Origin of the sequence: Erwinia wuhanensis (assembly GCF_030484085.1) — a bacterium.
Classification (GTDB): Bacteria; Pseudomonadota; Gammaproteobacteria; order Enterobacterales; family Enterobacteriaceae; genus Erwinia; species Erwinia aeris.
The window spans coordinates 197,834-219,099 of record NZ_JAUJUH010000009.1; the positions used below are offsets into that span (position 1 = coordinate 197,834).

At 57.4% G+C, this 21,266-nt stretch carries 15 protein-coding genes; 6 read left to right on the forward strand and 9 right to left on the reverse strand.

All coding sequences use genetic code 11. The annotated features are described in order from the left end of the window. Positions 1-43: 43 nt before the first annotated feature. From QZH36_RS19795 to QZH36_RS19805, 3 genes are all read right to left on the reverse strand, one after another. Positions 44-1,150: an ABC transporter substrate-binding protein gene (locus QZH36_RS19795; protein ID WP_301730946.1), complete on the reverse strand. Its 1,107-nt coding sequence runs from the start codon at positions 1,148-1,150 to the stop codon at positions 44-46. A gap of 17 nt (positions 1,151-1,167) precedes the next feature. Further along, positions 1,168-3,300 carry a TonB-dependent siderophore receptor gene (locus QZH36_RS19800; protein WP_301730947.1) on the reverse strand — a complete coding sequence of 711 codons (2,133 nt, stop codon included), beginning with the start codon at positions 3,298-3,300 and terminating at the stop codon, positions 1,168-1,170. A 129-nt stretch (positions 3,301-3,429) separates the two neighbouring features. Next, positions 3,430-6,915 carry an autotransporter outer membrane beta-barrel domain-containing protein gene (locus QZH36_RS19805; protein ID WP_301730948.1) on the reverse strand — a complete coding sequence of 1,162 codons (3,486 nt, stop codon included), beginning with the start codon at positions 6,913-6,915 and terminating at the stop codon, positions 3,430-3,432. A 396-nt stretch (positions 6,916-7,311) separates the two neighbouring features. Between QZH36_RS19805 and QZH36_RS19810 the strand changes: the two genes are divergently transcribed. Then, positions 7,312-7,566 carry a hypothetical protein gene (locus QZH36_RS19810; protein ID WP_301730949.1) on the forward strand — a complete coding sequence of 85 codons (255 nt, stop codon included), beginning with the start codon at positions 7,312-7,314 and terminating at the stop codon, positions 7,564-7,566. Positions 7,567-7,588: 22 nt separating this feature from the next. Here the strand turns inward: QZH36_RS19810 and QZH36_RS19815 are convergent, their stop codons facing one another. Beyond that, complete coding sequence (locus QZH36_RS19815) at positions 7,589-8,770, reverse strand: BaiN/RdsA family NAD(P)/FAD-dependent oxidoreductase (RefSeq protein ID WP_253457354.1); 1,182 nt, start codon at positions 8,768-8,770, stop codon at positions 7,589-7,591. Positions 8,771-9,013: 243 nt separating this feature from the next. Here QZH36_RS19815 and pitA point away from each other — a divergent pair, with 243 nt between their 5' ends. Next, positions 9,014-10,516 (forward strand): inorganic phosphate transporter PitA, encoded by a 1,503-nt coding sequence (pitA, locus tag QZH36_RS19820; RefSeq protein WP_301730950.1) that lies wholly within the window; start codon positions 9,014-9,016, stop codon positions 10,514-10,516. A 53-nt stretch (positions 10,517-10,569) separates the two neighbouring features. On the opposite strand, the gene uspB is transcribed toward pitA, so the two are convergent. Further along, positions 10,570-10,905: a universal stress protein UspB gene (gene uspB / locus QZH36_RS19825; protein WP_125289981.1), complete on the reverse strand. Its 336-nt coding sequence runs from the start codon at positions 10,903-10,905 to the stop codon at positions 10,570-10,572. Between the two features lie 375 nt (positions 10,906-11,280). Between uspB and uspA the strand changes: the two genes are divergently transcribed. Continuing rightward, positions 11,281-11,718, forward strand: a complete 438-nt coding sequence (gene uspA, locus QZH36_RS19830; RefSeq protein ID WP_125289982.1) for a universal stress protein UspA — start codon at positions 11,281-11,283, stop codon at positions 11,716-11,718. Between the two features lie 63 nt (positions 11,719-11,781). Here the strand turns inward: uspA and rsmJ are convergent, their stop codons facing one another. Continuing rightward, the gene (rsmJ, locus tag QZH36_RS19835) at positions 11,782-12,540 is read right to left on the reverse strand and encodes a 16S rRNA (guanine(1516)-N(2))-methyltransferase RsmJ (RefSeq protein WP_253457348.1); all 759 of its coding nucleotides are present in this window, start codon (positions 12,538-12,540) and stop codon (positions 11,782-11,784) included. After that, complete coding sequence (gene prlC / locus QZH36_RS19840) at positions 12,537-14,585, reverse strand: oligopeptidase A (RefSeq protein ID WP_301253344.1); 2,049 nt, start codon at positions 14,583-14,585, stop codon at positions 12,537-12,539. Before prlC ends, rsmJ begins: the two co-directional genes overlap by 4 nt. A gap of 181 nt (positions 14,586-14,766) precedes the next feature. On the opposite strand from prlC, the gene QZH36_RS19845 reads away from it, so the two are divergent. Further along, positions 14,767-15,591: a CPBP family intramembrane glutamic endopeptidase gene (locus QZH36_RS19845; RefSeq protein WP_301730952.1), complete on the forward strand. Its 825-nt coding sequence runs from the start codon at positions 14,767-14,769 to the stop codon at positions 15,589-15,591. Positions 15,592-15,682: 91 nt separating this feature from the next. After that, positions 15,683-16,525, forward strand: a complete 843-nt coding sequence (locus QZH36_RS19850) for a 23S rRNA (adenine(2030)-N(6))-methyltransferase RlmJ (protein ID WP_253457340.1) — start codon at positions 15,683-15,685, stop codon at positions 16,523-16,525. 38 nt (positions 16,526-16,563) lie between these two features. Here the strand turns inward: QZH36_RS19850 and rnz are convergent, their stop codons facing one another. Further along, on the reverse strand, positions 16,564-17,478 hold the full coding sequence (rnz, locus tag QZH36_RS19855; protein WP_301730953.1) for a ribonuclease Z: 915 nt from the start codon (positions 17,476-17,478) through the stop codon (positions 16,564-16,566). Between the two features lie 177 nt (positions 17,479-17,655). Between rnz and gorA the strand changes: the two genes are divergently transcribed. Beyond that, entirely contained in the window at positions 17,656-19,008 is a 1,353-nt protein-coding gene (gene gorA / locus QZH36_RS19860; protein WP_301253347.1) for a glutathione-disulfide reductase, read from the forward strand. Positions 19,009-19,050: 42 nt separating this feature from the next. On the opposite strand, the gene QZH36_RS19865 is transcribed toward gorA, so the two are convergent. After that, a complete protein-coding gene (locus QZH36_RS19865) occupies positions 19,051-21,141 on the reverse strand; it encodes a hypothetical protein (RefSeq protein WP_301730954.1) in 2,091 nt (696 codons plus the stop codon). Positions 21,142-21,266: the final 125 nt, after the last annotated feature.

A 21,266-nucleotide genomic window follows, 5' to 3' on the forward strand; every position in this document is an offset into this window, starting at 1 on the left:
TTAGCAAGTCAGTTTAAAAGCCCGCAGCCGCGGGCTTTTTCTTTCACCTTCCGCTTTTTTCGCCGCTTGTCCAGTAGGTGCCGGTTTCCGGCAGCGGCAAAAATTCCTCGTTCATTTCACGCAGCGTGTCGGCCGGTTCCAGATCGTGGAACAGCTGCGGATGCAGCGTTTTAGCAATAACCTCGACCGCCAGCAGATGCCACGGGCTCAGATAAAAATTGTGCCACACGGCTAAGGTTCGGCCCTGACGAATGGCCGCCAGCTGGGCGATAACCCGCTCGCTCGCCAGCGCCTGCGAAAAACTTTGCTTTGCCGTGGCCGGCGCGACCTGCGGGCCAAGCTGTAGCCGATGCGGCTGCTGCGCATCGCCCAGGCCGGTTGCCAGAAAGAAATCGGGACGGGCAGCCAGCACCGCCTCCGCGCTTAGCTGACCAAATACGCTGCTAAACTGACCGGCCGCAATATTGTCGCCGCCCGCATACGCCAGCAGATCGGCCAGATTGCCGTGTCCCACCGTGGTACAGCACACCTCCCGCCGCCCTATATGCAGTTGCAGCATCACGCGCGGCCTGACTGGAGCCGCCTGACGCAGCCGGTCATGAATTAGCGCCATATGCCGTTGATAGAAGGCGATAAAGCGCTGCGCTTTCTGCTGGTCACCCAGCGCCTCACCCAAAATTTTCAGGCTCGGTACGGTATTTTTCAGCGGATCTACCCGCGTATCGACGTAGATAACCGGAATGGCCGCCGCGTCCAGCTGCATCAGCGTGCTGTCCTGCGCCGCAGGCTTTTTGGCGTAAAGCGGCAGGATCACCAAATCCGGCCGCAGCGCGATGATTTTTTCCACGCTGAGCTGGCCCGGATTAGCACCGCCAATCAGGGGAATTTTTTTGATGGCGGGGAAAGCGGCACTGTAGCGTGCCCAGGTCTGCCGATCGTAATGCGGCAGATCGCCAGGCCAGCCCGCCACGCGCCGCAGCGGGTTGCCCTGTTCCACCAGCGCCAGCGTATAGAGCAGCCGTCCTTCGCCCAGTACGATGCGCTGCGGATTGTCCGGCACCGTGACCTTGCGCTGCAAAATATCGGTAAGCATTTTTGCCTGCGGCGCGTTGCAGGCTAACAGCAGCAGCAGGATAGGCCATTTTTTCATGAGGTTTCCCATTACGATCAGAAATCAACGGACGCGGAAACCACGATTTCACGCGGGGCGCCTTCGCTAACACGCAGGTTGCCGCCGCTGGATCCGTAATACGCTTTATCAAACAGGTTGTTGACGTTGATCTTCAGCTGAGTATGTTTGCCCACCAGCTTGCTGTCCCAGGCGGCGAAAGCGTCCGCCACCGTATAGTCCGGCATCGTGAAGCTGTTTTCCGGGTCGCCCGCGCGGGAACCGACGTAGCGCCCGCCGCCGCCGACGCGCACCTCGCCCGGTAGCCAGGAGAAACGTATGGCGTGCGTCAGGTAGAGACTGCCGCTGTTGGTTGGTGCGTTGACCAGCCGATTGCCCTCGTTAGCCGGATTAACGTCATCCTCAACGATTTCCGTTTTATCGTGGCTATAGGTGGCTATCAGGTTCCAGTCCGGCGCCAGCTCACCGTTGATCTCCACCTCCGCGCCGGTAGAGCGCGCCTCAGGAATGTTGCGCGTACTGCCGTTGATTAACACCGACATATCCTTCTCGTCAATGCGATACAGCGCCAGCGTGGCGGACACAGCGGGCAACATTTGCCACTTTGCGCCCACTTCATAAGTCGTGCCTTTTTCCGTCGAGGCGACGTTGCCGTCGTCATCGGTTTGCGTTGAAGGGGTAAACGATTTGCTGTAGCTGCCGTAGAGTGAAAGATCGGGCCGCGCCTTATACACCAGCCCCGCCTGCGGCAGAAAAGCATCGCCGCGATCGTTGAGCGTGCTCTGCGGATCGGCCCAGCCGCTGCTGGCGGTTTGGGTGTAGCGCTGATAGCGGGCGCCCGCTACCGCTATCCATTTATCGGTCAGATGGATACTGTCTTTGGCAAACAGCGAACGGCTGTAAAGGTTGGTGCGCAGATTGCTCTGCGCATCGGCCACCGTGCTGGCGTTGATCGGCGGCTCTTCGCCATAGATCGGATCGTACATGTTGAAGGTTTTTGACACCTTGCCGCGATAGGACCAGGCCTTGTAGGTTTCATTCTGCTCGTAGTCAACGCCCAGCATAATATCGTGCTGCATGCCCCAAATCTGCGGGCTGCCGCCTATGTCCCAGGCAAGATAAGTGGTCTGGTGATTGAAGCCGCGGTTCGCGTCCGCGCGGCGAGAGACAATGCCGGTGGCGGCGTTGACCGCCGTAGCGCGGACTTCGTTACTGTCGTAGCGACGCTGCATCCAGGCGTAGTTGAGATGGGTTTCCCAGGTTTCATCCAGGCTGTAGGCGTAGCTGATATTCAGGCGCTTGTTTTTCCCCCAGGCGTGGTTGGCACTGTCGTCCAGACGCTGGTTATAGGGGATATTTACCGGTTTTTTATTGATAAACGCGGTGCCGCGATCGACCGGAATATCAAACTTATATTCGGTATAGCTGATGTTGAAAGCGGCTTTTTCGCCATACCAGCTCAGCGATGGCGACAGCAGCGTATGTTCATTAGCGCCAAAATTACGCCAGTAATCCTCGCGCTGGCGCTCGGCAATCAGGCGAAAGGCAAAGCCGTCGCCCAGCGGCCCGGTGATGTCCACGCTGCCCGCGCCGCCGCCGACGCTGGTGGTTTCGCCGGCAAGATGCGTGTGCCATTCATACTGCGGCTTTTTGCTGACCAAGTTGATAATGCCGCCAGGATTCTGAATGCCGTACAGTAGCGAGGCCGAGCCTTTCAGCACTTCCACATGATCGATGGTGCTGTCCATCGACAGCCCCTGGTTGCTGCGTACGCCGTCGATAAAGATCGAGCCGTCAGAGTTGCTGCCGAAGCCGCGCTTGACGAAACCGTCCTCAATAGCGCCCAGCGTGTTGCCCTGGCTGACGCCGCTGACGAACTTCATGGCGTCGTTCACGCTTTTCACCTGGTAATCTTCTATCACCTGCGGCGTAACCACGCTGACGGACTGCGGCGTTTCATTTCGCGGCAGCGGCATTTTGCTGGCCGCGCTCGCGGTATCCTGGCTGTAGCTGCCTGGCTCGCCGGTGCCGTCGGCGGTCACGGTCAGCGTCGGATCTTTTGCGGTGCCCGCTGCCAGCGCGGCCGTGCTGAACAGTAAGCCAGGTAACAGCAGGGGAATTTTCCCGGTAAAATGCCCAACGGCAAAAGGAAGAGCGAAAGGTGTTTTCATCAATAAACGCGCAGGTAGAGTTATAATTGCTGCGGATGATAATAATTTTCATTACCGTTAGCAATTTCAAAAAGCCGTCTGGCGCAACAAAAAAGGGCCCGCAGGCCCTTTCAGCAACCGCTGAAGCGGTCAGAACTTGTAACGTATCCCCATGTTGCCGGTATAGCCTTCCGTACCCGGCCCAAAGCTGTGGGCATATTTTACCTGAGCATGCACGCTGAAGTGCGGATTGAGCTGGCTGCTGACACCGGCGCCCGCCTGCCAGTAGCCACGACGTACGTCCGGCCGCATCGTTTCGTTATTCATATCAACGCCCGGCGTGTGGCCCAGAAACTGCACCACGTCTGCCTGTAGGTAAGGCTTCAGCACGGGATTATCGTAATAGAACCGCAGACCTTCGCGCAGCCGGGCGACCATCAGGTTCTGATCCTTCAGCTTAACGCCGCTGGAATAGGTCTGGCTGATGTTCATGTACTGGCCCATCGCCTGTAGCTGGGGTTCCAGCCTGAACCGGTCGCCTAAAGTCAGCGGGATACCGGTTTCCACCGAGGCGACGACGCCGTAGCTGTCCATTTTGGCGCGGGTCAGGCTGGAGAACTCGTTGCTGTAGCGCGTAAGCTGCACAACGTTATCCAGATAAGCGCCGCTGTCGTTCCATGCCGTCAGATAGCCGCCGATGCCGTAAGCGTTGGTGGTCACTTTACCCACGTCAACGGAGAGTTCCGACCTCAGGCTGCGCGCGGTGTCTTTGTTGTTACTGCGCTGATGGCCAAGCGTCATCATCGGGCCAGCCGTCAGATGCCAGCCGTCGGCAAACTGACGCGTGACGACATCGCCGCCCAGCTGGACGAAAGTGGTATTCACGTTGAAAGCAAAGCGTCCGGCTGCATACCTGTCGTGACGGCCTGAGACTCGCGCCCAGGCCGTGCCGCCCTGGTAAGCGCCCAGGCGTTCGTGCCAGGTGCCGATGGTGTCAAATCCGTAGGTCGAATTCAGATAAGGCGCGATAAGGTAACCTGCTGTTTCCGGGCGGTAAGCAATAACTTCCGGCTCTGGCGCCGCCGCGTCATTACCTGTTTCGTCGCTCTTATCCGTATCCGGCTCAACAACCTCATCCGTATCCGGCACATCAGGAATAATGGGATCCTCATCGATCTCTGTGGCGTCATCCGGTGGCGGAACGGGCGTCAGCGAAGATTGCAGGTACCAGTCCTTGTCACCGATTTTATTCAGGAAGTACTGATAATTACCGGCCACCACGGCGTTTTTCTGATTAAAGGTCGCGGCATCAGCATCGCCTTCCACGCGCACCAGCAGAATACCGCTGTGGGTCAGCGCGCCCGTGCCGCCTTTGTTGTTGACGCTGACATCATAGCTGCCCGAAGCGTTGCCGTTTACCAGCAGCCTGTCGCTGGGTGAATCGTCGCCGCCCAATTGGGTATTAAACGCAAACGAACCGGAGCCGGCCAGATCGCCTTTCACGGCGAGCGAGCTGAAGCCCGAAGCGTTGTTGAACACCACCGAGCCGCCGTCCATCGTCAGCGTGTTCAGGTTGGAATCGGCCGTTACCAGCCAGCTGCTGGCGCTGTTGAGGATTAGCTGATTAACGTTTTGCGTCGCCCCGCTCAGCGTGGAGCCGTCGTTCAGCGTCAGGTTAACGAGGCTGTCGTCGCTGACGATAACATCGCCCAGCAGCTGCGAGGCGCCGTTCGCCGTCACGTTCACCGTCGAAAGAAAAACCTCGCCTTTGTCATTAACGTTTGCGCCAGCGCTGAGCGCCGTACCGTTGCCGCCATAAACAAGGCTACCGTTGCTGAGCGTCAGATCCAGCGCGGAGCCTTTAACCAGCACGCCGCTTCCCGCTTCGCTACGCAGCGTTGTGTTATTCAGCGTGACTGCGCTGCTCAGGGTATCGGAATAGATGTTCGCGTACAGCCCGGCCGCCTGCGGTCCTTTTGATGCTGTAGCCGTTCCCGTATTGGCGATGGTGCTGTCGGTCATTTCTATATTGCCAAGGTTGGCAATTAAACCAAACGCGTTGTTCCCGGAAGCGGTAACGGCGACGTTAGCGGCGGTAACGGTTGCCGCACTTCCGGCATAGATGCCCCCGGCGCCTTCGCCGGTAGTGACAATCTCGCCGCCGGTGATAGTAACCACGCTGCTGGCGGTAGCGGCAACGCCATGCGCCTCTTTACCGCTGGTGGTAATGGCTGGATTGACCAGCGTTGCGGTGCTGTTTGTCATAGCCAGGATGCCATAAGCACTGTCGCCAGAAGTATTTATCTGCGTGTCGTGCAACGTTAATTTGCCGGAGCGGGTAAGATAGGTGCCAACTGAAAACTCGCCGGCCGTAGTGATAGCGCTATTAGTCAGCGTCAATACGCCAGCGTCAGAGGCGACTGCGCCATACGCCTGGGCGTTACTTGTCGTTATGTTGCTGTTGTTAAGGTCTATTATGGCTCCCTGGGCAGCCCTCACGCCGTAGCCCTGTTCGCCAGAGGTATTAACCGTTATCCCGTCGCCCGTGACGTTTCCTGCATAGGAATAGCTTACCGTGGCATAAAGACCGTAGCTCCCACTACCTGAGGTAAGTAGCGTAGCGTCAGTCAGATTAACTTTGCCACCCGCCATAATCCCATGGGAACTGCCGCCGTGGGTGAGGATATTAACGCCGGTGGCGTCCAGTATAGTGCTGCTGAGCGGCATATAAATGCCGTGGGACTTGACCTTAGAGGTTTGAAACGTGCCGCCGTTAATGGTAGCGCTATCGCCCTGCCCGCTTATTTCAAGGGCGTTATGCGCATGATTGTTATCATTCACTGTTGTCGTGATATCAACGTTATTTAGGGTTGCATGACCGCCCAATGTACGGATGCCGACATAGGCCGCATTGATAGTGCTGTCGTTTAAGATCAACGTGCTGTTTGTACCGTTGCCGATCTCAATAGCCGAAAAGTATTCAGAAGCGGTATCGATAGTGATATTGGTGCCGGTAACATGGCCTCTGCGCGCAAAAATAGCCTGAATGGCTTTGTCACCGGTCAGCGTGAAATGGATATTATTTAGCGTGGCGTTGCCATACACGCCTTCATGTGCATAGACTTCAATGCCGGCAACAGGACTAGTAATAGTTAGTCCATCAGCTTTCAGCACCCCGCCCGATACTTCGATAGCGCCGTCAATTGTGTTAGTCGTAAGCGTAGAATTAATAATAGTAACATCACTGTTTTTGGCCCGGATCCCGCGGCTTTGACTGCCCAGTGTAGCGATCGTGCTGTCGGTGATGGTCAGCGTGCCAGAATCAGCATAGATCGCCGTGGAGTTTTCTTCGCTGGTTGATAACGTCACGCCATTCAGATTCAGGCTGCCCTGTTCGGTTACCCTGGCCCCTCTCGTCCCGGCGTGCGAAGTAGTAAAAGTCAGGCCGCTGTCGGTAGTAAGCTGGCTGCCCGCGCCCGACACCACCAGGGGAACATCGCCTTTTTCAACAGAGGAATAACCGGCAGTGACCTGTAGCGTGGATCCATCGGTGACGACCCACGGCGAAGCCGCCGCAGCGTAAAGCGGTAAAGACAGCATAATACCGTGGATAAAAGGCCTTAATATCATAGCCATAATGCTTCCTTTCGTTAATATCCATAATAACTATAAATACATCTACCGTATCTGAGGGAGGGCGCTGTCTGCCGGAGAGGGTTTATATAAAAAGGCTGACAGTAAAAATGGAAATATAGCAATGCTTCCTGCGCCATAATGCCAGCAGATCCGGTCATCCATGGGGTTATATTAGTTGATCCTATTAACAGCAAGAAGGCTTTTTTTTAAAAAATATTTTATATAATCAGAAGTGTTACTCAATACTGCAACAGGAAACAATGGAAATTAACCTAAAAAGGCATGCTTGTTATGGAGTGAAAACTCCAGTAAGCATCTTAATGACGGACTTAATATAGCCGCGTGAGCGGCAACGTTATTTTATTTATGGTATCGCAGACCAGGCCTGTTTAAGGCATGCCTTTCCCGAAAAAATTACATTACCTGATAACACAGTGTTGTTATTTAAAAGAAGACAGCAGGAAAGTAAAAAGGGAAATAGCCAGTCCTGCTGTTTTACATTTTTTAAAATTTATCACCCTTTTTCCAGGCGGTAAGCGTGATATTAAGCCGAATAAAGGGGCTGCCAGCCGCGCGCCGCTATCCCTCTGGCCGACTATGTCCGTTAATCAGGCTGCGCTGCTTGTGGCAACAGCCGCCCGGCCTGAGTAACAGAGACTGGCCGGGAGGTCATTTACAACGCCTGCGCGCATGCCCAAGCGGAACTCCAGGCCCACTGGAAATTGTAGCCGCCAAGCCAGCCGGTAACATCCACCACTTCCCCAATAAAATAGAGGCCCGGCACGTCCCGCGCCTCCATCGTTTTTGACGAGAGCGCGTCGGTATCGACGCCGCCCAGCGTCACTTCGGCAGTGCGGTAACCTTCCGTACCGTTGGGCTGCACGCGCCAGCCGTGCAGCGTTTCTGCCAGCTCTGCCTGCTGTCGGCCGTTCAGCTGTTTCAGGGTGCATTCCGGCACCATGCCCAATAGCTGCAGGCATTCCACCAGCCGGCGAGGCAGTACTTTAGCCAATGTATTTTTCAGGCTTTGATTCGGATGGATTTCGCGCTCTTCGCTGAGTAAAGCATTGAGATCGCTTTCCGGCGAGAGGTTGATGGTGACGAATTCGCCAGGCTGCCAGTAGCTGGAAAGCTGTAGCACCGCCGGGCCGGAAAGCCCGCGATGGGTAAACAGCAGCGCCTCTTTGAACACGGTGCCGTCTTCCGCCGTCATTACGGCAGGCACGGCGACGCCGGAAAGCGTTTGCAGCTGCTCAAGCAGCGGTTTGTGTAGCGTAAACGGAACCAGTCCCGCCCGCGTGGGAAATACCTTCAGGCCGAACTGTTCGGCAATTTTATAGCCGAAAGGCGAAGCGCCCAGGCCGGGCATGGAAAGCCCGCCGGAAGCGATAACCAGCCTGTCGGCCTGCACTACGCTGCCGTTCAGCTCCAGCGTATAGCCGTTGTCGCGCGTGACCTTCAGCACTTCGCTGCGCAGCCGCAGCGTCACCTGGCCGGTTTCACACTCTTTCAACAACAGATCCACGATTTGCTGAGCGGAGTCGTCACAAAAGAGCTGGCCCAGCGTTTTTTCATGCCACTGAATGCCGTGCCGATTAACCAGGTCGATAAAATCCCACTGCGTATAACGCGCCAGCGCAGATTTACAAAAATGGGGATTATGCGACAGATAGGCCGCAGGCTCGGTATAAAGGTTGGTGAAATTACAGCGGCCGCCGCCCGACATCAGGATTTTGCGTCCCGCTTTTTTGCCGTTATCCAGCACCAGCACGCGCTTGCCTCGCTGCCCTGCCTGGGCGGCGCAAAACAGGCCAGCCGCACCCGCACCGATAATGATAACGTCAAATTTTTCCACACTGCTCTCCGGCCTGCTGCTTAAAAAACGCTGATTGTAATGACAAGGCGCGCTTCCCGCCAGCGTCACAAAAGCGTCATGCGCGACCGCGTTTATAACTGAATGATTTTCATACGCTTCAGGGCCGCTATTTACTCCGCCTGACGCATTAATGTCAAAAAAAGTCTATATTTCACTTTCCCCAGGCGCGGTTTCTCGCTGATAATGCGCCGCGTTCATGTCCTCCAAAATGGCGTAACGCTTATGCTACATCTGTTTGCTGGTCTTGATTACCATACCGGCCTGTTACTCGTCCTTGCCCTGCTCTTTGTTTTGTTCTACGAAGCCATTAACGGCTTTCACGACACGGCAAACGCGGTGGCTACCGTTATCTATACCCGAGCAATGCGATCGCAACTGGCGGTGGTCATGGCCGGCGTATTTAACTTCTTTGGCGTACTGCTGGGCGGGCTAAGCGTTGCTTATGCCATCGTTCATCTGCTACCCACCGATCTGCTGCTTAACGTCGGGTCGGCTCACGGTCTGGCCATGGTCTTTTCCATGCTGCTGGCCGCTATCATCTGGAATCTCGGCACCTGGTATTTCGGCCTGCCTGCTTCCAGCTCCCATACCCTCATCGGGGCCATTATCGGCATTGGCCTGACCAACGCACTGCTGACCGGCACGTCGGTCGTTGATGCGCTGAACATCCCAAAAATGATCGGCATTTTCCTGTCGCTGGTTATCTCTCCGATTGTCGGCCTGGTGCTGGCTGGCGGCATGGTGTTTATTCTGCGCCGCTGCTGGAGCGGCAATAAAAAACGCCGCCGTATTCATATGACGCCTGCGGAACGCGAAAAGATCGACGGCAAGAAAAAGCCGCCGTTCTGGACCCGTATCGCCCTGATCGTCTCGGCTATCGGCGTGAGTTACTCTCACGGCGCTAACGACGGTCAGAAAGGCATTGGCCTGATTATGCTGGTGCTGATTGGCGTGGCACCTGCGGGCTTTGTCGTCAATATGAACGCCTCCGGCTATGACATCACGCGCACGCGCGATGCGGTCAATCATCTGGAGCAGTATTACCGGCAGCACGGCGATTCGCTGACGCAGATGGTGCAGATGGCGCCGCCTGCGCTGCCGACGCCGGAAGAGAATCCGGGTAGCCCGAAAGAGTTTCACTGCGATGTTTCGCGCGTGATGTCTGCTATCGAGCGCACCCAGAGCCTGCTGAATAACCTGCAAAGCTACGACGCGTTAAACGTCGAGCAGCGTGGCCAGCTGCGTCGCCTGTTGATGTGTATCTCGGATACCGCCGATAAAACGGCCAAGCTGAAAAGCGTTTCTGCTGAAGATCAGCGTTTCCTCGGCAAGCTGAAAGGCGACATGCTGAATACCGTGGAATACGCACCGGTCTGGATCATTATCGCCGTTGCCCTGGCGCTGTCGCTGGGCACCATGGTGGGCTGGCGCCGCGTCGCCACCACTATCGGCGAGAAGATCGGTAAGAAAGGCATGACCTACGCTCAGGGGATGTCCGCACAGATGACTGCGGCGGTTTCTATCGGTGTGGCCAGCTACACCGGGATGCCTGTTTCAACGACCCACGTGCTCTCCTCTTCCGTTGCCGGCACCATGCTGGTAGACGGCGGCGGCGTGCAGGGCCGCACGATTAAAAACATTCTGCTGGCCTGGGTCTTTACCCTGCCGGTATCCATCGTGCTGTCGGGTAGCCTTTACTGGCTGGCGCTGAAGCTGGTGCCGTAATCCAGCATGAAGTAAGCTCAGGGCGGGGAAATTTCCCCGCCTTTTTTTATGCCTCAATGCCAGATAAGCAGGCCGATCAGGCTGATAAAAACCAGTCCGCACAGCGCGCTGGTCAGCAGAAACTGGCCGCGTACCCGTTCACAGCGGCGAATAAATTCTTCGTCGTGATGGTCGCGGTAGCGCTGCATCCAGATATAGCGTACCAGCCGCACCTGTTTGCCGGGCTGGCCGTGAGAGGTAAAAAAGCCCGCGCCGTCAACGTACTGATAAAGCAAAGGATCGCAGCCGCGAAGCACCACCAACAGCGCGCGCAGGGAAGAAAAGTAACGCGCCATATTTACCAGACAAACCACGCAAAGAGCCCAAAAAAGTGCAATCGTGCTAATCATGCTCCCCTCCACGACGATACTCTGCCAGCCGCCGTCATGATGCTTAAACAGAGTGTAGCCAACCCCAGGACCGGGCTATGGTAACGGCAACGTTGCCGTCCAGCGTTTTTATTCTCTTCTTCAGTTTAGGAGATGGAAGGAAATTTTTTCCAGCATGCGCGAGTCTGGAGATAAAAAGAGGCGCAGATTCATTTTGATCCCGCTCGCAAAGGTGAGGCGCTGACCGGGATTTGTTAACATTTTTCGCTATACTGTAAAGATAAAAAACGCGTCGCGACAGGCGCGGGGAACCCTGCCACATCGCATTAATTCAATGTGTTATGATGCCAGACTGCCTGCATGTATGCAGCCGCACCGAATGGAAGGAGTAGCATTATGTCTTACAAACACATTCTGATTGCCGTGGATCTTTCACCAGAAAGTAAACTGCTGGTGGCAAAAGCGGTATCTATGGCCCGCCCTTACGACGCCAAAGTGTCGCTGATCCACGTTGACGTTAATTACTCCGATCTCTATACCGGCCTGATCGACGTAAACCTGGGCGATATGCAAAAAAGGATTTCTGAAGAAACCCACTCCGCGCTTTCTGATATTTCAAACAGCGCTGGCTACCCGATTTCCGAAACCCTTAGCGGCAGCGGCGATTTGGGTCAGGTACTGGTGGACGCCATCAAACGTTACGATGTGGATCTGGTGGTTTGCGGCCATCATCAGGATTTCTGGAGCAAGCTGATGTCCTCGGCCCGCCAGCTGATTAATACCGTGCATATCGATATGCTGATTGTGCCGCTGCGCGATGAAGAAGAGGATTAAGGTTTCTTTATCGTGCGATAAGCCGCTTCCGCTGGTTCAGGGGAAGCGGCTTTTTACTGCCTGCTACTGCCCGGTGTTCAGCGGCGGATAGATATCAAAACGGTGGCTTTTGGTGACCACGGCGGACTGCGTGGCGACGCCTGCCAGCGGCGGCGCATAGTCGGGCCGCTTGACCACCACGCGTTTTTTCGCCAGCCGTCGCGCCGGTTCCAGTAGCCCGTCGGCATCGTCATCCGCGCCTACCAGCGTCTGAAACACGCGCATCTCTTTCTTCACCAGCGCGCTTTTTTGCCGGTGCGGATACATGGGATCGAGATAAACCACGTCCGGCTTTTCGCCGATCGCTGCCAGCGCCTCCAGGCTGGAAGCGTGCACCAGCGTCAGGCGCTCCCGTAACCAGCCGCCGATTTCCGCGTTGCGGTAGCCGCGCTGCAGGCCGTCGTCCAGCAGTGCAGCGACCACGGGATGCCTTTCCAGCATCTGCACGCGGCAGCCCAGCGAGGCGAGGACAAAGGCGTCTCGTCCCAGTCCCGCCGTGGCGTCAGTCACCACCGGCAGATAGCTGCCCTTGACGCCGACCGCTTTCGCGACGGCTTCGCCGCGCCCGCCGCCAAAGCGACGCCGATGCGCCATCGCGCCGTCGACAAAGTCCACAAAAATGCCGCCCAGCTTCGGCTCATCGCGTTTGCGCAGCTCCAGACGGGCGTCGGTCATCACCAGCGCCATCGGCGCGTCTTCGTCGTGCTCTAACTGCCAGCGTGCGGCCAAAACAGATAAGGCGCCGTCTCCGGCGCCCGTTTCGTCAATCAGGCAGATCTTCACTCAGCAGGTTCCTGAATGCCGTAGTGCGCCAGCATCGCGTCCAGCTGCGGCTCGCGGCCACGGAAGCGTTTGAACAGCGCCATCGGCTCTTCGGAACCCCCGCGCGTCAGGATATTGTCCAGGAAAGACTGGCCCGTTTCGCGGTTGAAAATGCCCTCTTCTTCAAATCGCGAATAGGCATCCGCCGCCAGCACGTCCGCCCACAGATAGCTGTAGTAGCCCGCCGCGTAGCCGCCAGCGAAAATATGGCTGAAGGCGTGCGGGAAGCGGCCCCATGACGGGGCTGGCACCACGGCCACCAGCTTTTTAATCTCTTTCAGCATCTCCAGGATCTGCGCGCCCTTCGCCGGATCGAACTCGGCGTGCAGGCGGAAGTCGAACAGGCCGAACTCCAGCTGGCGCAGGATAAACAGCGCGGCCTGGTAGTTTTTCGCCGCCAGCATTTTGTCCAGCAGCGCCTGAGGCAGCGGCTCGCCGGTTTCATAGTGGCCGGAAATAAAGGCCAGCGCCTCCGGCTCCCAGCACCAGTTTTCCATAAACTGGCTTGGCAGCTCTACCGCATCCCACGGCACGCCGCTGATACCGGAAACCCCCGGGGTGTCGATACGGGTCAGCATGTGGTGCAGGCCGTGACCAAACTCGTGGAACAGCGTGGTGACTTCATCATGGGTAAAGAGCGCCGGCTTGCCGTTCAGCGGGCGGTTGAAGTTACAGGTCAGATAGGCGACCGGTTTTTGCAGGCTGCCGTCGGCACGACGCATCTGGCCGACGCAATCGTCCATCCACGCGCCGCCGCGTTTGTTTTCACGCGCGTAAAGATCCAGATAGAAGCTGCCGCGCAGCTCGCCGCTCTCGTCGAACAAATCGAAGAAGCGCACGTCAGGGTGGTAAACATCCACATCTTTACGCTCTTTAGCGGTAATGCCGTAGATACGCTTAACGACTTCGAACAGGCCGTTGACGGCGCGCTCTTCCGGGAAGTAAGGACGCAGCTGCTCGTCGCTGATGGCGTACAGGTGCTGCTTCTGTTTTTCACCGTAGTAGGTCAGATCCCATGGGTTCAGCTCGTCGATCCCGTGCTCTTTTTTCGCGAAGGCGCGCAGCTGCTCCAGCTCTTTTTCCGCCTGCGGACGGGCGCGCTTCGCCAGATCGGTCAGGAAGTCGGTGACCTGCGCCGGGTTCTCGGCCATTTTGGTCGCAAGAGATTTTTCGGCATAGGAAGAGAAGCCCAGCAGCTGCGCCAGCTCATGACGCAGCGCCAGCGTTTCCGCCATCACTTCGCTGTTATCCCACTTCCCGGCGTTCGGCCCCTGATCGGAGGCGCGGGTGGAGTAGGCGCGATACATCTCTTCGCGCAGCGCCTGGTTGTCGCAGTAGGTCATAACCGGCAGATAGCTTGGAATATCCAGCGTCAGCAGCCAGCCTTCCTGCTCTTTGGCTTCCGCCTGCGCTTTGGCCGCGGCCAGCGCGCTTTCCGGCATTCCGGCCAGCTCGCTTTCGTCGGTAATCAGCTTGCTCCAGCCCATTGTGGCGTCGAGCACGTTGTTGCTGTAGGTCGAACCAAGCTCGGACAGGCGAGCGGCGATTTCACCGTAGCGCTTCTGCTTCTCTTTCGACAGGCCGATGCCGGACAGTTCGAAATCGCGCAGCGCGTTATCTACCGCTTTTTTCTGCGGCGCGCTCAGCGCGTCAAAGCTGTTTTCTTTCAGGTTGCGGTAAGCCTGATACAGGCCTTCATGCTGACCCACCCAGGTGCTGTATTCCGACAGCAGCGGCAGCGTTTGCTCATAGGCCTGACGCAGCTCCGGGCTGTTTTTGACCGAGTTCAGATGGCTGACCGGCGAGAACAGGCGGCTCAGGCGATCGTCGGCTTCTGACAGCGGCTGCACCAGGTTATCCCAGGTATAAGGCGCGCCCTGGGCGACAGCCTTTTCCACCGCCGCACGGCACTCTTCCAGCGCGGTCGTTACGGCTGGCACCACGTGTTCTGGCTTAATAGCGGAAAAAGGCGGAAGCGTAAAAGAAGTCAGCAACGGATTGGTCATAGCGCAGTCCTTGTTATCGATGTATGGGGCGCGTTGCCGCGCGCGATTAAGCTAACATGAGGTTAAGTGTAGCGAAAATCAATGGGGCACCGGCGGGCTTAAAAAAGGCAATTGCCTGCAAAGCGCAGCGGGAGCATACTTTTTCCGCAATTTATTCTGTTGACTCACAGGGAGCGTCTTTATGTGGTACTGCCTTGCCGCATCGTTGTTCTTTCTGCCTTTTTACCGCCGCGTTTCGCTGACCCTGCTGGCTGTCTCGCTGATTGTGGGCGTCAGCAATCATACCGTGCAGCTACCGGCGCTCGGCGCGCTGGCGGCAATGGGCACCGTCGCCTTTTTTTGTTACAGGCAGCAGGCGCGAAACGCTTTGGGCGCGGTCGGAGAAGCCTTGCTGTTGCTGAGTGCGGTTGCGCTGATGCTGCATCTTGTGCCGGGCTTTAATAATTTGCGCATCGTTTCCGGCGTGCAGGTTGGGCCAGAGAGCGCGCCTTTTACCTTCTATTACAACTTTGACAAGGCGCTGATCCCCTTTGTGCTGCTGGGCTGCCTGCCAACGCTGCTGAAACGTCCGGCCGCGCCGCCCGCTAACCGGCTGTGGTGGCTGGTTTTGCTGCTCTCTATGCCCACGCTGCTGCTGATCGCCACGCTGGCTGGCGGCCTGCAAGTGGAGCTGCATCAGCCGGCCTGGCTCGGCGCTTTTATGCTGGCTAACCTGTTTTTTGTTTCGCTGGCCGAAGAAGCGCTGTTTCGCGGCTACGTGCAGCAGCGCCTGAGCCAGCGGCTCGGCAACGTGTGGGCGCTGCTGATTACGGCCGTGCTGTTCGGCCTGGTACATTACCCAGGCGGGCCGATGCTGGTCTTTTTTGCCGCGCTGGCCGGCGTGATTTACGGCCTGGCCTGGCTGTGGAGCGGACGCGTCTGGGTTTCCACGCTGGTGCATTTTGCTTTTAATCTGTTGCAGCTGCTGTTTTTTACCTATCCCTTCTGGCTGCATCAGCCCGGATAGCGCATTTTTTCCGCCAGACGGTTATACTGGGCAGGAATCGTGCCGCTCGTGCGGCACACTTGCTTTTTTCCCACCGGACAAATCCCACGACATGCTGAGTTATCGCCACAGTTTTCACGCCGGCAACCACGCCGACGTTCTCAAACATACCGTTCAGAGCCTGATCATTAACGCGCTTAACGAGAAGGATAAACCCTACCTCTATCTCGATACTCACGCGGGCGCCGGACGCTATCAGCTGGGCAGCGAACATGCCGAACGGACCGGAGAGTATCTGGAAGGGATTGCCCGAATCTGGCAGCAGGACGACGTGCCGGAAGAGCTGGAAAGCTACCTTTCCTGTGTGAAAGCGCTTAATCCTAACGGCAGGCTGCGTTTTTATCCCGGCTCGCCATTGATTGCGCGCCATCTGCTGCGCCCTTACGACAAGCTGAACCTGACCGAGCTGCATCCCAGCGACTATCCGCTGCTGCGCAATGAGTTTCAGAAAGACGAGCGCGCGCGGACGGAAAAAGCGGACGGCTACCAGCAGCTGAAATCCAAACTGCCGCCGCCGTCGCGTCGCGGTCTGGTGCTGATCGATCCGCCTTACGAAATCAAAACGGATTACCAGGCGGTAGTGAAAAGCATTCAGGAAGGCCACAAGCGCTTCGGCACCGGCGTGTTCGCCCTGTGGTATCCGGTGGTACTGCGCCAGCAGATCAAACGTATGTTTGCCGAGCTGGAAGCGACGGGCATTCGCCGCATTCTGCAAATCGAACTGGCGGTACTGCCGGACAGCGATCGCCGTGGCATGACCGCATCGGGCATGATCGTGATTAACCCGCCGTGGAAGCTGGAGCAGCAGATGAAAAACGTGCTGCCGTGGCTGCATAAGCAGCTGGTGCCAACGGGCACCGGCCATACCAAAGTCAGCTGGATCGTGCCGGAATAAGCCCGGCCTGCCGGTCGGGCGCTGCCCGACCGCGTTAGCTATAGCGGAAACAGCGCAAAATCGTGCGCCATTTCGGTAGCCGGAAAAATCGCCCGACACTCCGCCAGCAGTCGTTCCGCATCCTCACGCAGATAGCGCGAGCTGAGATGGGTAATAATCAGCTTTTTCGCCCGCGCGTCCTTTGCCATGGTGGCCGCCTGCACCGTTGACGAATGGCCGCGACCGTTGGCTTTCTCCTCCATGGCGGCTTCCAGCGTCGCTTCATGCACCACGACGTCAGCCTCAGCCGCCAGCGCGCTTGCCGCCGCCGTGGGCGCCGTGTCGCCGAAAATCGCCAGCGTCCGCCCTTTAATCGCCGGGCCAAGATAGCGGCTGCCGTCCACTACGCGCCCATCCTCCATCGTGACCGTTTTGCCCAGCTTGAGCTGTTGGAACAGCCGTCCGGGCTTGATGCCGTCCGCCAGCAGCCGTTCCGCGTCCAGCATGCCGGGCCTGTCATGTTCTTCGATGCGAAAGCCGTAGCACTCCACCGGATGCGTCAGCGGAAAGGCCGTGACGCGGAAATGCTCGTCGCTGAAAAGCTCTCCGGCGCCGATTTCCACAATCTCCAGCGGAAAAGTCAGCCACGAGCCGCTCAGGCTGAGGGACATCTCCACAAAGGTTTTGATGCCTGGCGGCCCGTAGAGCGTGATCCCCTCGCTGATGCCGTTCATCGAGCGGCTGGTCAGCAGACCCGGCAGGCCGAAAATATGATCGCCGTGCAGGTGAGTGATAAAAATCTTTTCCAGTTTGCCGGGCTTGACCGCGCTGCGCAGGATCTGATGCTGCGTTCCTTCGCCGCAGTCAAACAGCCAGCTGCCGCTGCGTACGCCCTGTAAATTTAAAGCGATGCTGGTAACGTTGCGCTGGCGGCTTGGCGTCCCCGCGCCGGTACCTAAAAAAAGCAGTTCCATTCCGTCTCTCTTTGCCGGTTTTTAAATCAAAAATAGCGATTTACGGCACGCTTTATGCCGTTTATCCGCGCTTCTGACGCGCCCGCCCTATCACAATCATAGACGCAAACTTTGCGGCATTTGGCCGTCAGGCGTTACACTAGTGCCAATTAATTCGACCCTTATGGAACTCTTTCGATGACCAGACATTATGACTACCTTGCTATCGGCGGCGGCAGCGGCGGCATCGCTTCCATTAATCGTGCGGCCATGTATGGACAAAAATGCGCGCTGATCGAGGCGAAAGACCTTGGCGGCACCTGCGTGAACGTCGGCTGCGTGCCGAAAAAAGTGATGTGGCACGCCGCGCAGATCGCCGAAGCGATTCATCAGTATGGCCCTGACTACGGCTTTAATACCACCGTCAACAGCTTTGACTGGGCGACGCTGGTTAAGAACCGTAGCGCCTATATCGACCGTATTCATACCTCGTACGATAACGTGCTGGGCAAAAATAACGTAGACGTCATCAAAGGGTTCGCTCGTTTTGTCGACGCCCATACGGTGGAAGTGAACGGTGAGAAGATCACGGCGGATCATATTCTGATCGCGACCGGCGGCCGTCCAGTCCATCCGTCTATTCCGGGTGCGGAATACGGTATCGATTCTGACGGTTTCTTTGACCTGGACGCGCTGCCAAAACGCACTGCCGTGGTCGGCGCTGGCTATATCGCCGTTGAGATCGCAGGCGTGGTTAACGCGTTAGGCTCTGAAACTCACCTGTTCGTGCGTAAACACGCGCCGCTGCGTACCTTCGATCCGCTGATTGTGGATACGCTGGTGGAAGTGATGAACGCGGAAGGCCCGACGCTGCATACCGAATCGATTCCGAAAGCGGTGATTAAAAACGCCGACGGCAGCCTGACGCTGCAGCTGGAAAACGGCAAAGAGCAGACCGTAGACTGTCTGGTCTGGGCCATCGGTCGTGAACCCGCTACCGACAACCTGAATCTGAGCGTGACCGGCGTTGAGCTGAACGAGAAAGGCTATATCAACGTTGATAAGTATCAGAACACCAACGTGAAAGGCATCTACGCCGTGGGCGACAACACCGGTGCCGTCGAGCTGACGCCGGTAGCCGTAGCCGCCGGTCGTCGTCTTTCCGAACGCCTGTTTAACAACAAGCCGGACGAGCATCTGGATTACAGCAACGTGCCAACCGTGGTCTTCAGCCATCCGCCTATCGGCACCGTGGGCCTGAGCGAGCCGCAGGCGCGCGAGCAGTATGGCGATGACGAAGTGAAGGTCTATAAATCCGCCTTTACCGCTATGTATACCGCCGTAACGCAGCACCGCCAGCCGTGCCGCATGAAGCTGGTTTGCGTGGGCAAAGATGAGAAGATCGTCGGCATCCACGGCATTGGCTACGGCATGGATGAAATGCTGCAGGGCTTCGCGGTGGCGCTGAAAATGGGCGCGACCAAGAAAGACTTCGACAATACCGTGGCTATCCACCCAACCGGCTCGGAAGAGTTTGTCACCATGCGCTAACGGCGCATCCCATAAAAAAAGGCCGGCCTTCGCTGGCCTTTTTTATTGCCCGTTTGCCAGCGCCTTTAACGAGCAGCTGTTGATAAAACGCGGCAGGGTGTCCGCAGGCAAATAGCGCAGCTGCCCGTTTTCCGCCTTTAACAACGCCTGAAAAGACATGGCCGGAAACCCGTTAAAAACCATTGTCAGCGCCATCACCGGGCCGTCAGCAAGCTGCCGTTCCGAAACAATCGGCTGGCTCATCCGCCAGCGACGGGCCAGATCGGATTTAACGACGTTAAGCTGCCAGGCAGGGTTTTGCGCCTCCAGCGTCGGGTTATAGCGCCCATAGCGGATGCGATAAGCACGCTGCCTTAGCGAGCTGGCCTCCGGGGACTGAAGCTGCTTATCCAGGCTAATTTCGCAGCGCAGCTGGTAGCTGTTGGCAAAACGGTTTTTTCCGTCGGCTTCGGTAAGCAGCGATGTCATCACGAAATCGATCGCCAGCGTATCGGTTATAACCGCTGTCGGACGGGTATTCTCATTCTGCCAGCGATCCGGCGCGACGCGGGTCAGGATCATCAGCGGCGCCTCCTGCGTGCTCAGGCGGGCCATAATCGGCGGCAGGCTGATGTAGCCGTTAGGCACGGGTACGGGCACGCTGAGCGCCTGCGGTACGGGATCCGGCCTGGCGCCGTTTAGCGGTAGCCGCCAGATTTTGACCAGCGGCGGATGGTTTGCCGGTTTTCCGCTCTCTACCCGCCGCAGATCGGCTGCCGACCACGCCAGCGCCAGCAGCGCCGTGCCCTGCGCTTTACCCAACCGAACCGACGATAGCGGCTCATCCGTCTCTGCGGCATTTAAAAAGAAGCGCTGGATCTCTCCCGTGTGGCCGTTGCCCAGCCTCTGCCGCGCTACCGCCACGCGCGTGGCGTAATCTTCCCCGCTGTCATCGCGAATAAACTGCCTGCCGTCTGCCGAAACCCCTACGCCGCGAGCAAAAACTAGCGCATGAGTGATATGGCCGACGTCGTCCCGTTCAAACAGCATATCGTGTGACAGGAAGCGATACTGATTGTGGACGGAGGTTGACGGGCCGTTCAGCGCGTAATCGGTCATGGGCTTTCTGACATCGCCCGGCATAAACGCGTTCTGCTCGATTTTTACCGTGGTTTTGTTGCTGCTCAGTACGCCGCGATGGGTCAACGAAACCAGCACCGGCTGGTTATCAATAACGGCCAGCTTATTGATTGAGGCGTCGGCATCCTGCGAACAGGCATCCTGAGCACAGCCGGGAAAGCTCAGCGCATGGCTCGACTTCTGCGGCGTTTCCTGCCGGGCGATGGCAAACGGGATCAGGTGAACGCTGGTATCGCTATAGGAGTTACGAGCCAGGGAAACCAGCGGCGGCAGCGCGGCATCTTCACCTGAGGGCCTGTCCGTTACTATCGGCGGCGTGACCACCAGCACGCCGGGAAAAGGCAGCGCGCTGACGCGGCTGCTTTCCGGCGGCGTCGCCAGCACGCGCATTTTTACGGTGTTGCGGCGAAAGTAGAAGGTGCGAACGCCAAAATCCCGGCCCGGATCGCTGACGGTTTCCTGGGGTACGGCACGTCCTACAATGTAATCGTCGGCCCTGGCCGGCTGCGGATCGTACTCAAACCAGGTCGAGCTTCTTCTGCTGTGAAAAGAGCCTGCTCCGCCCAGCGTTACGCCCAGCAGCACTTCTTTCGCCTCGTGTTCGCAAGCCGCGTACGCCGACAGCGGATCCTGAGAGTTTCCCTGCCGGTTGATCTGTCGGCATAAACGATAGGCGGACTGCTGGAGCTGGCTGTCGCAGTCCGCCTGGGTATAACCGTAGGTCGCATAGCCATGGCGGTAACAGAGGTCGTGCATCACGCAGGCCTGACGAAAGCGCAGAGAAATAGCCGACCCGTCTTCCGCAGGACTGAAAGCGATTTTTTCCATCAGTTTCGGGATGGAGCAGTTCAGCCCCGTGCCCTGGCCGCCCAGAATCGCTTCCGTAGCCAGCGAAGCGCGGTAGGTGGTAAAGGTGGAAGGCGCTTCCGTCTCTTCCGGCTGCGCCAGATCCGGAAAAACTTTTTCAGCAGCCATACCGCTAAATAAACGGCAGGCGATAAGCGTCAGGGCCAATAATATGAAGCATCCTGCCAGTAAAGTTAGCCAGCGATGGGAACGAATAAATGCTTTTAGCCTGGCCATAGTGGACGCCCCTTGTTAAGTCTGCCGCTGCGTTGGTAGTAAGGCGATTAGGGCCT

Coding starts and splice junctions, on each gene's coding strand:
- QZH36_RS19845 (WP_301730952.1), top strand. CDS start 14,767: ATGTGGTACTGCCTTGCCGCATCGTTGTTCTTTCTGCCTTTTTACCGC.
- QZH36_RS19800 (WP_301730947.1), bottom strand. CDS start 3,300: ATGAAAACACCTTTCGCTCTTCCTTTTGCCGTTGGGCATTTTACCGGG.
- QZH36_RS19810 (WP_301730949.1), top strand. CDS start 7,312: ATGCCTTTCCCGAAAAAATTACATTACCTGATAACACAGTGTTGTTAT.
- QZH36_RS19805 (WP_301730948.1), bottom strand. CDS start 6,915: ATGGCTATGATATTAAGGCCTTTTATCCACGGTATTATGCTGTCTTTA.
- prlC (WP_301253344.1), bottom strand. CDS start 14,585: ATGACCAATCCGTTGCTGACTTCTTTTACGCTTCCGCCTTTTTCCGCT.
- uspB (WP_125289981.1), bottom strand. CDS start 10,905: ATGATTAGCACGATTGCACTTTTTTGGGCTCTTTGCGTGGTTTGTCTG.
- QZH36_RS19795 (WP_301730946.1), bottom strand. CDS start 1,150: ATGAAAAAATGGCCTATCCTGCTGCTGCTGTTAGCCTGCAACGCGCCG.
- gorA (WP_301253347.1), top strand. CDS start 17,656: ATGACCAGACATTATGACTACCTTGCTATCGGCGGCGGCAGCGGCGGC.
- pitA (WP_301730950.1), top strand. CDS start 9,014: ATGCTACATCTGTTTGCTGGTCTTGATTACCATACCGGCCTGTTACTC.
- uspA (WP_125289982.1), top strand. CDS start 11,281: ATGTCTTACAAACACATTCTGATTGCCGTGGATCTTTCACCAGAAAGT.
- rnz (WP_301730953.1), bottom strand. CDS start 17,478: ATGGAACTGCTTTTTTTAGGTACCGGCGCGGGGACGCCAAGCCGCCAG.
- QZH36_RS19850 (WP_253457340.1), top strand. CDS start 15,683: ATGCTGAGTTATCGCCACAGTTTTCACGCCGGCAACCACGCCGACGTT.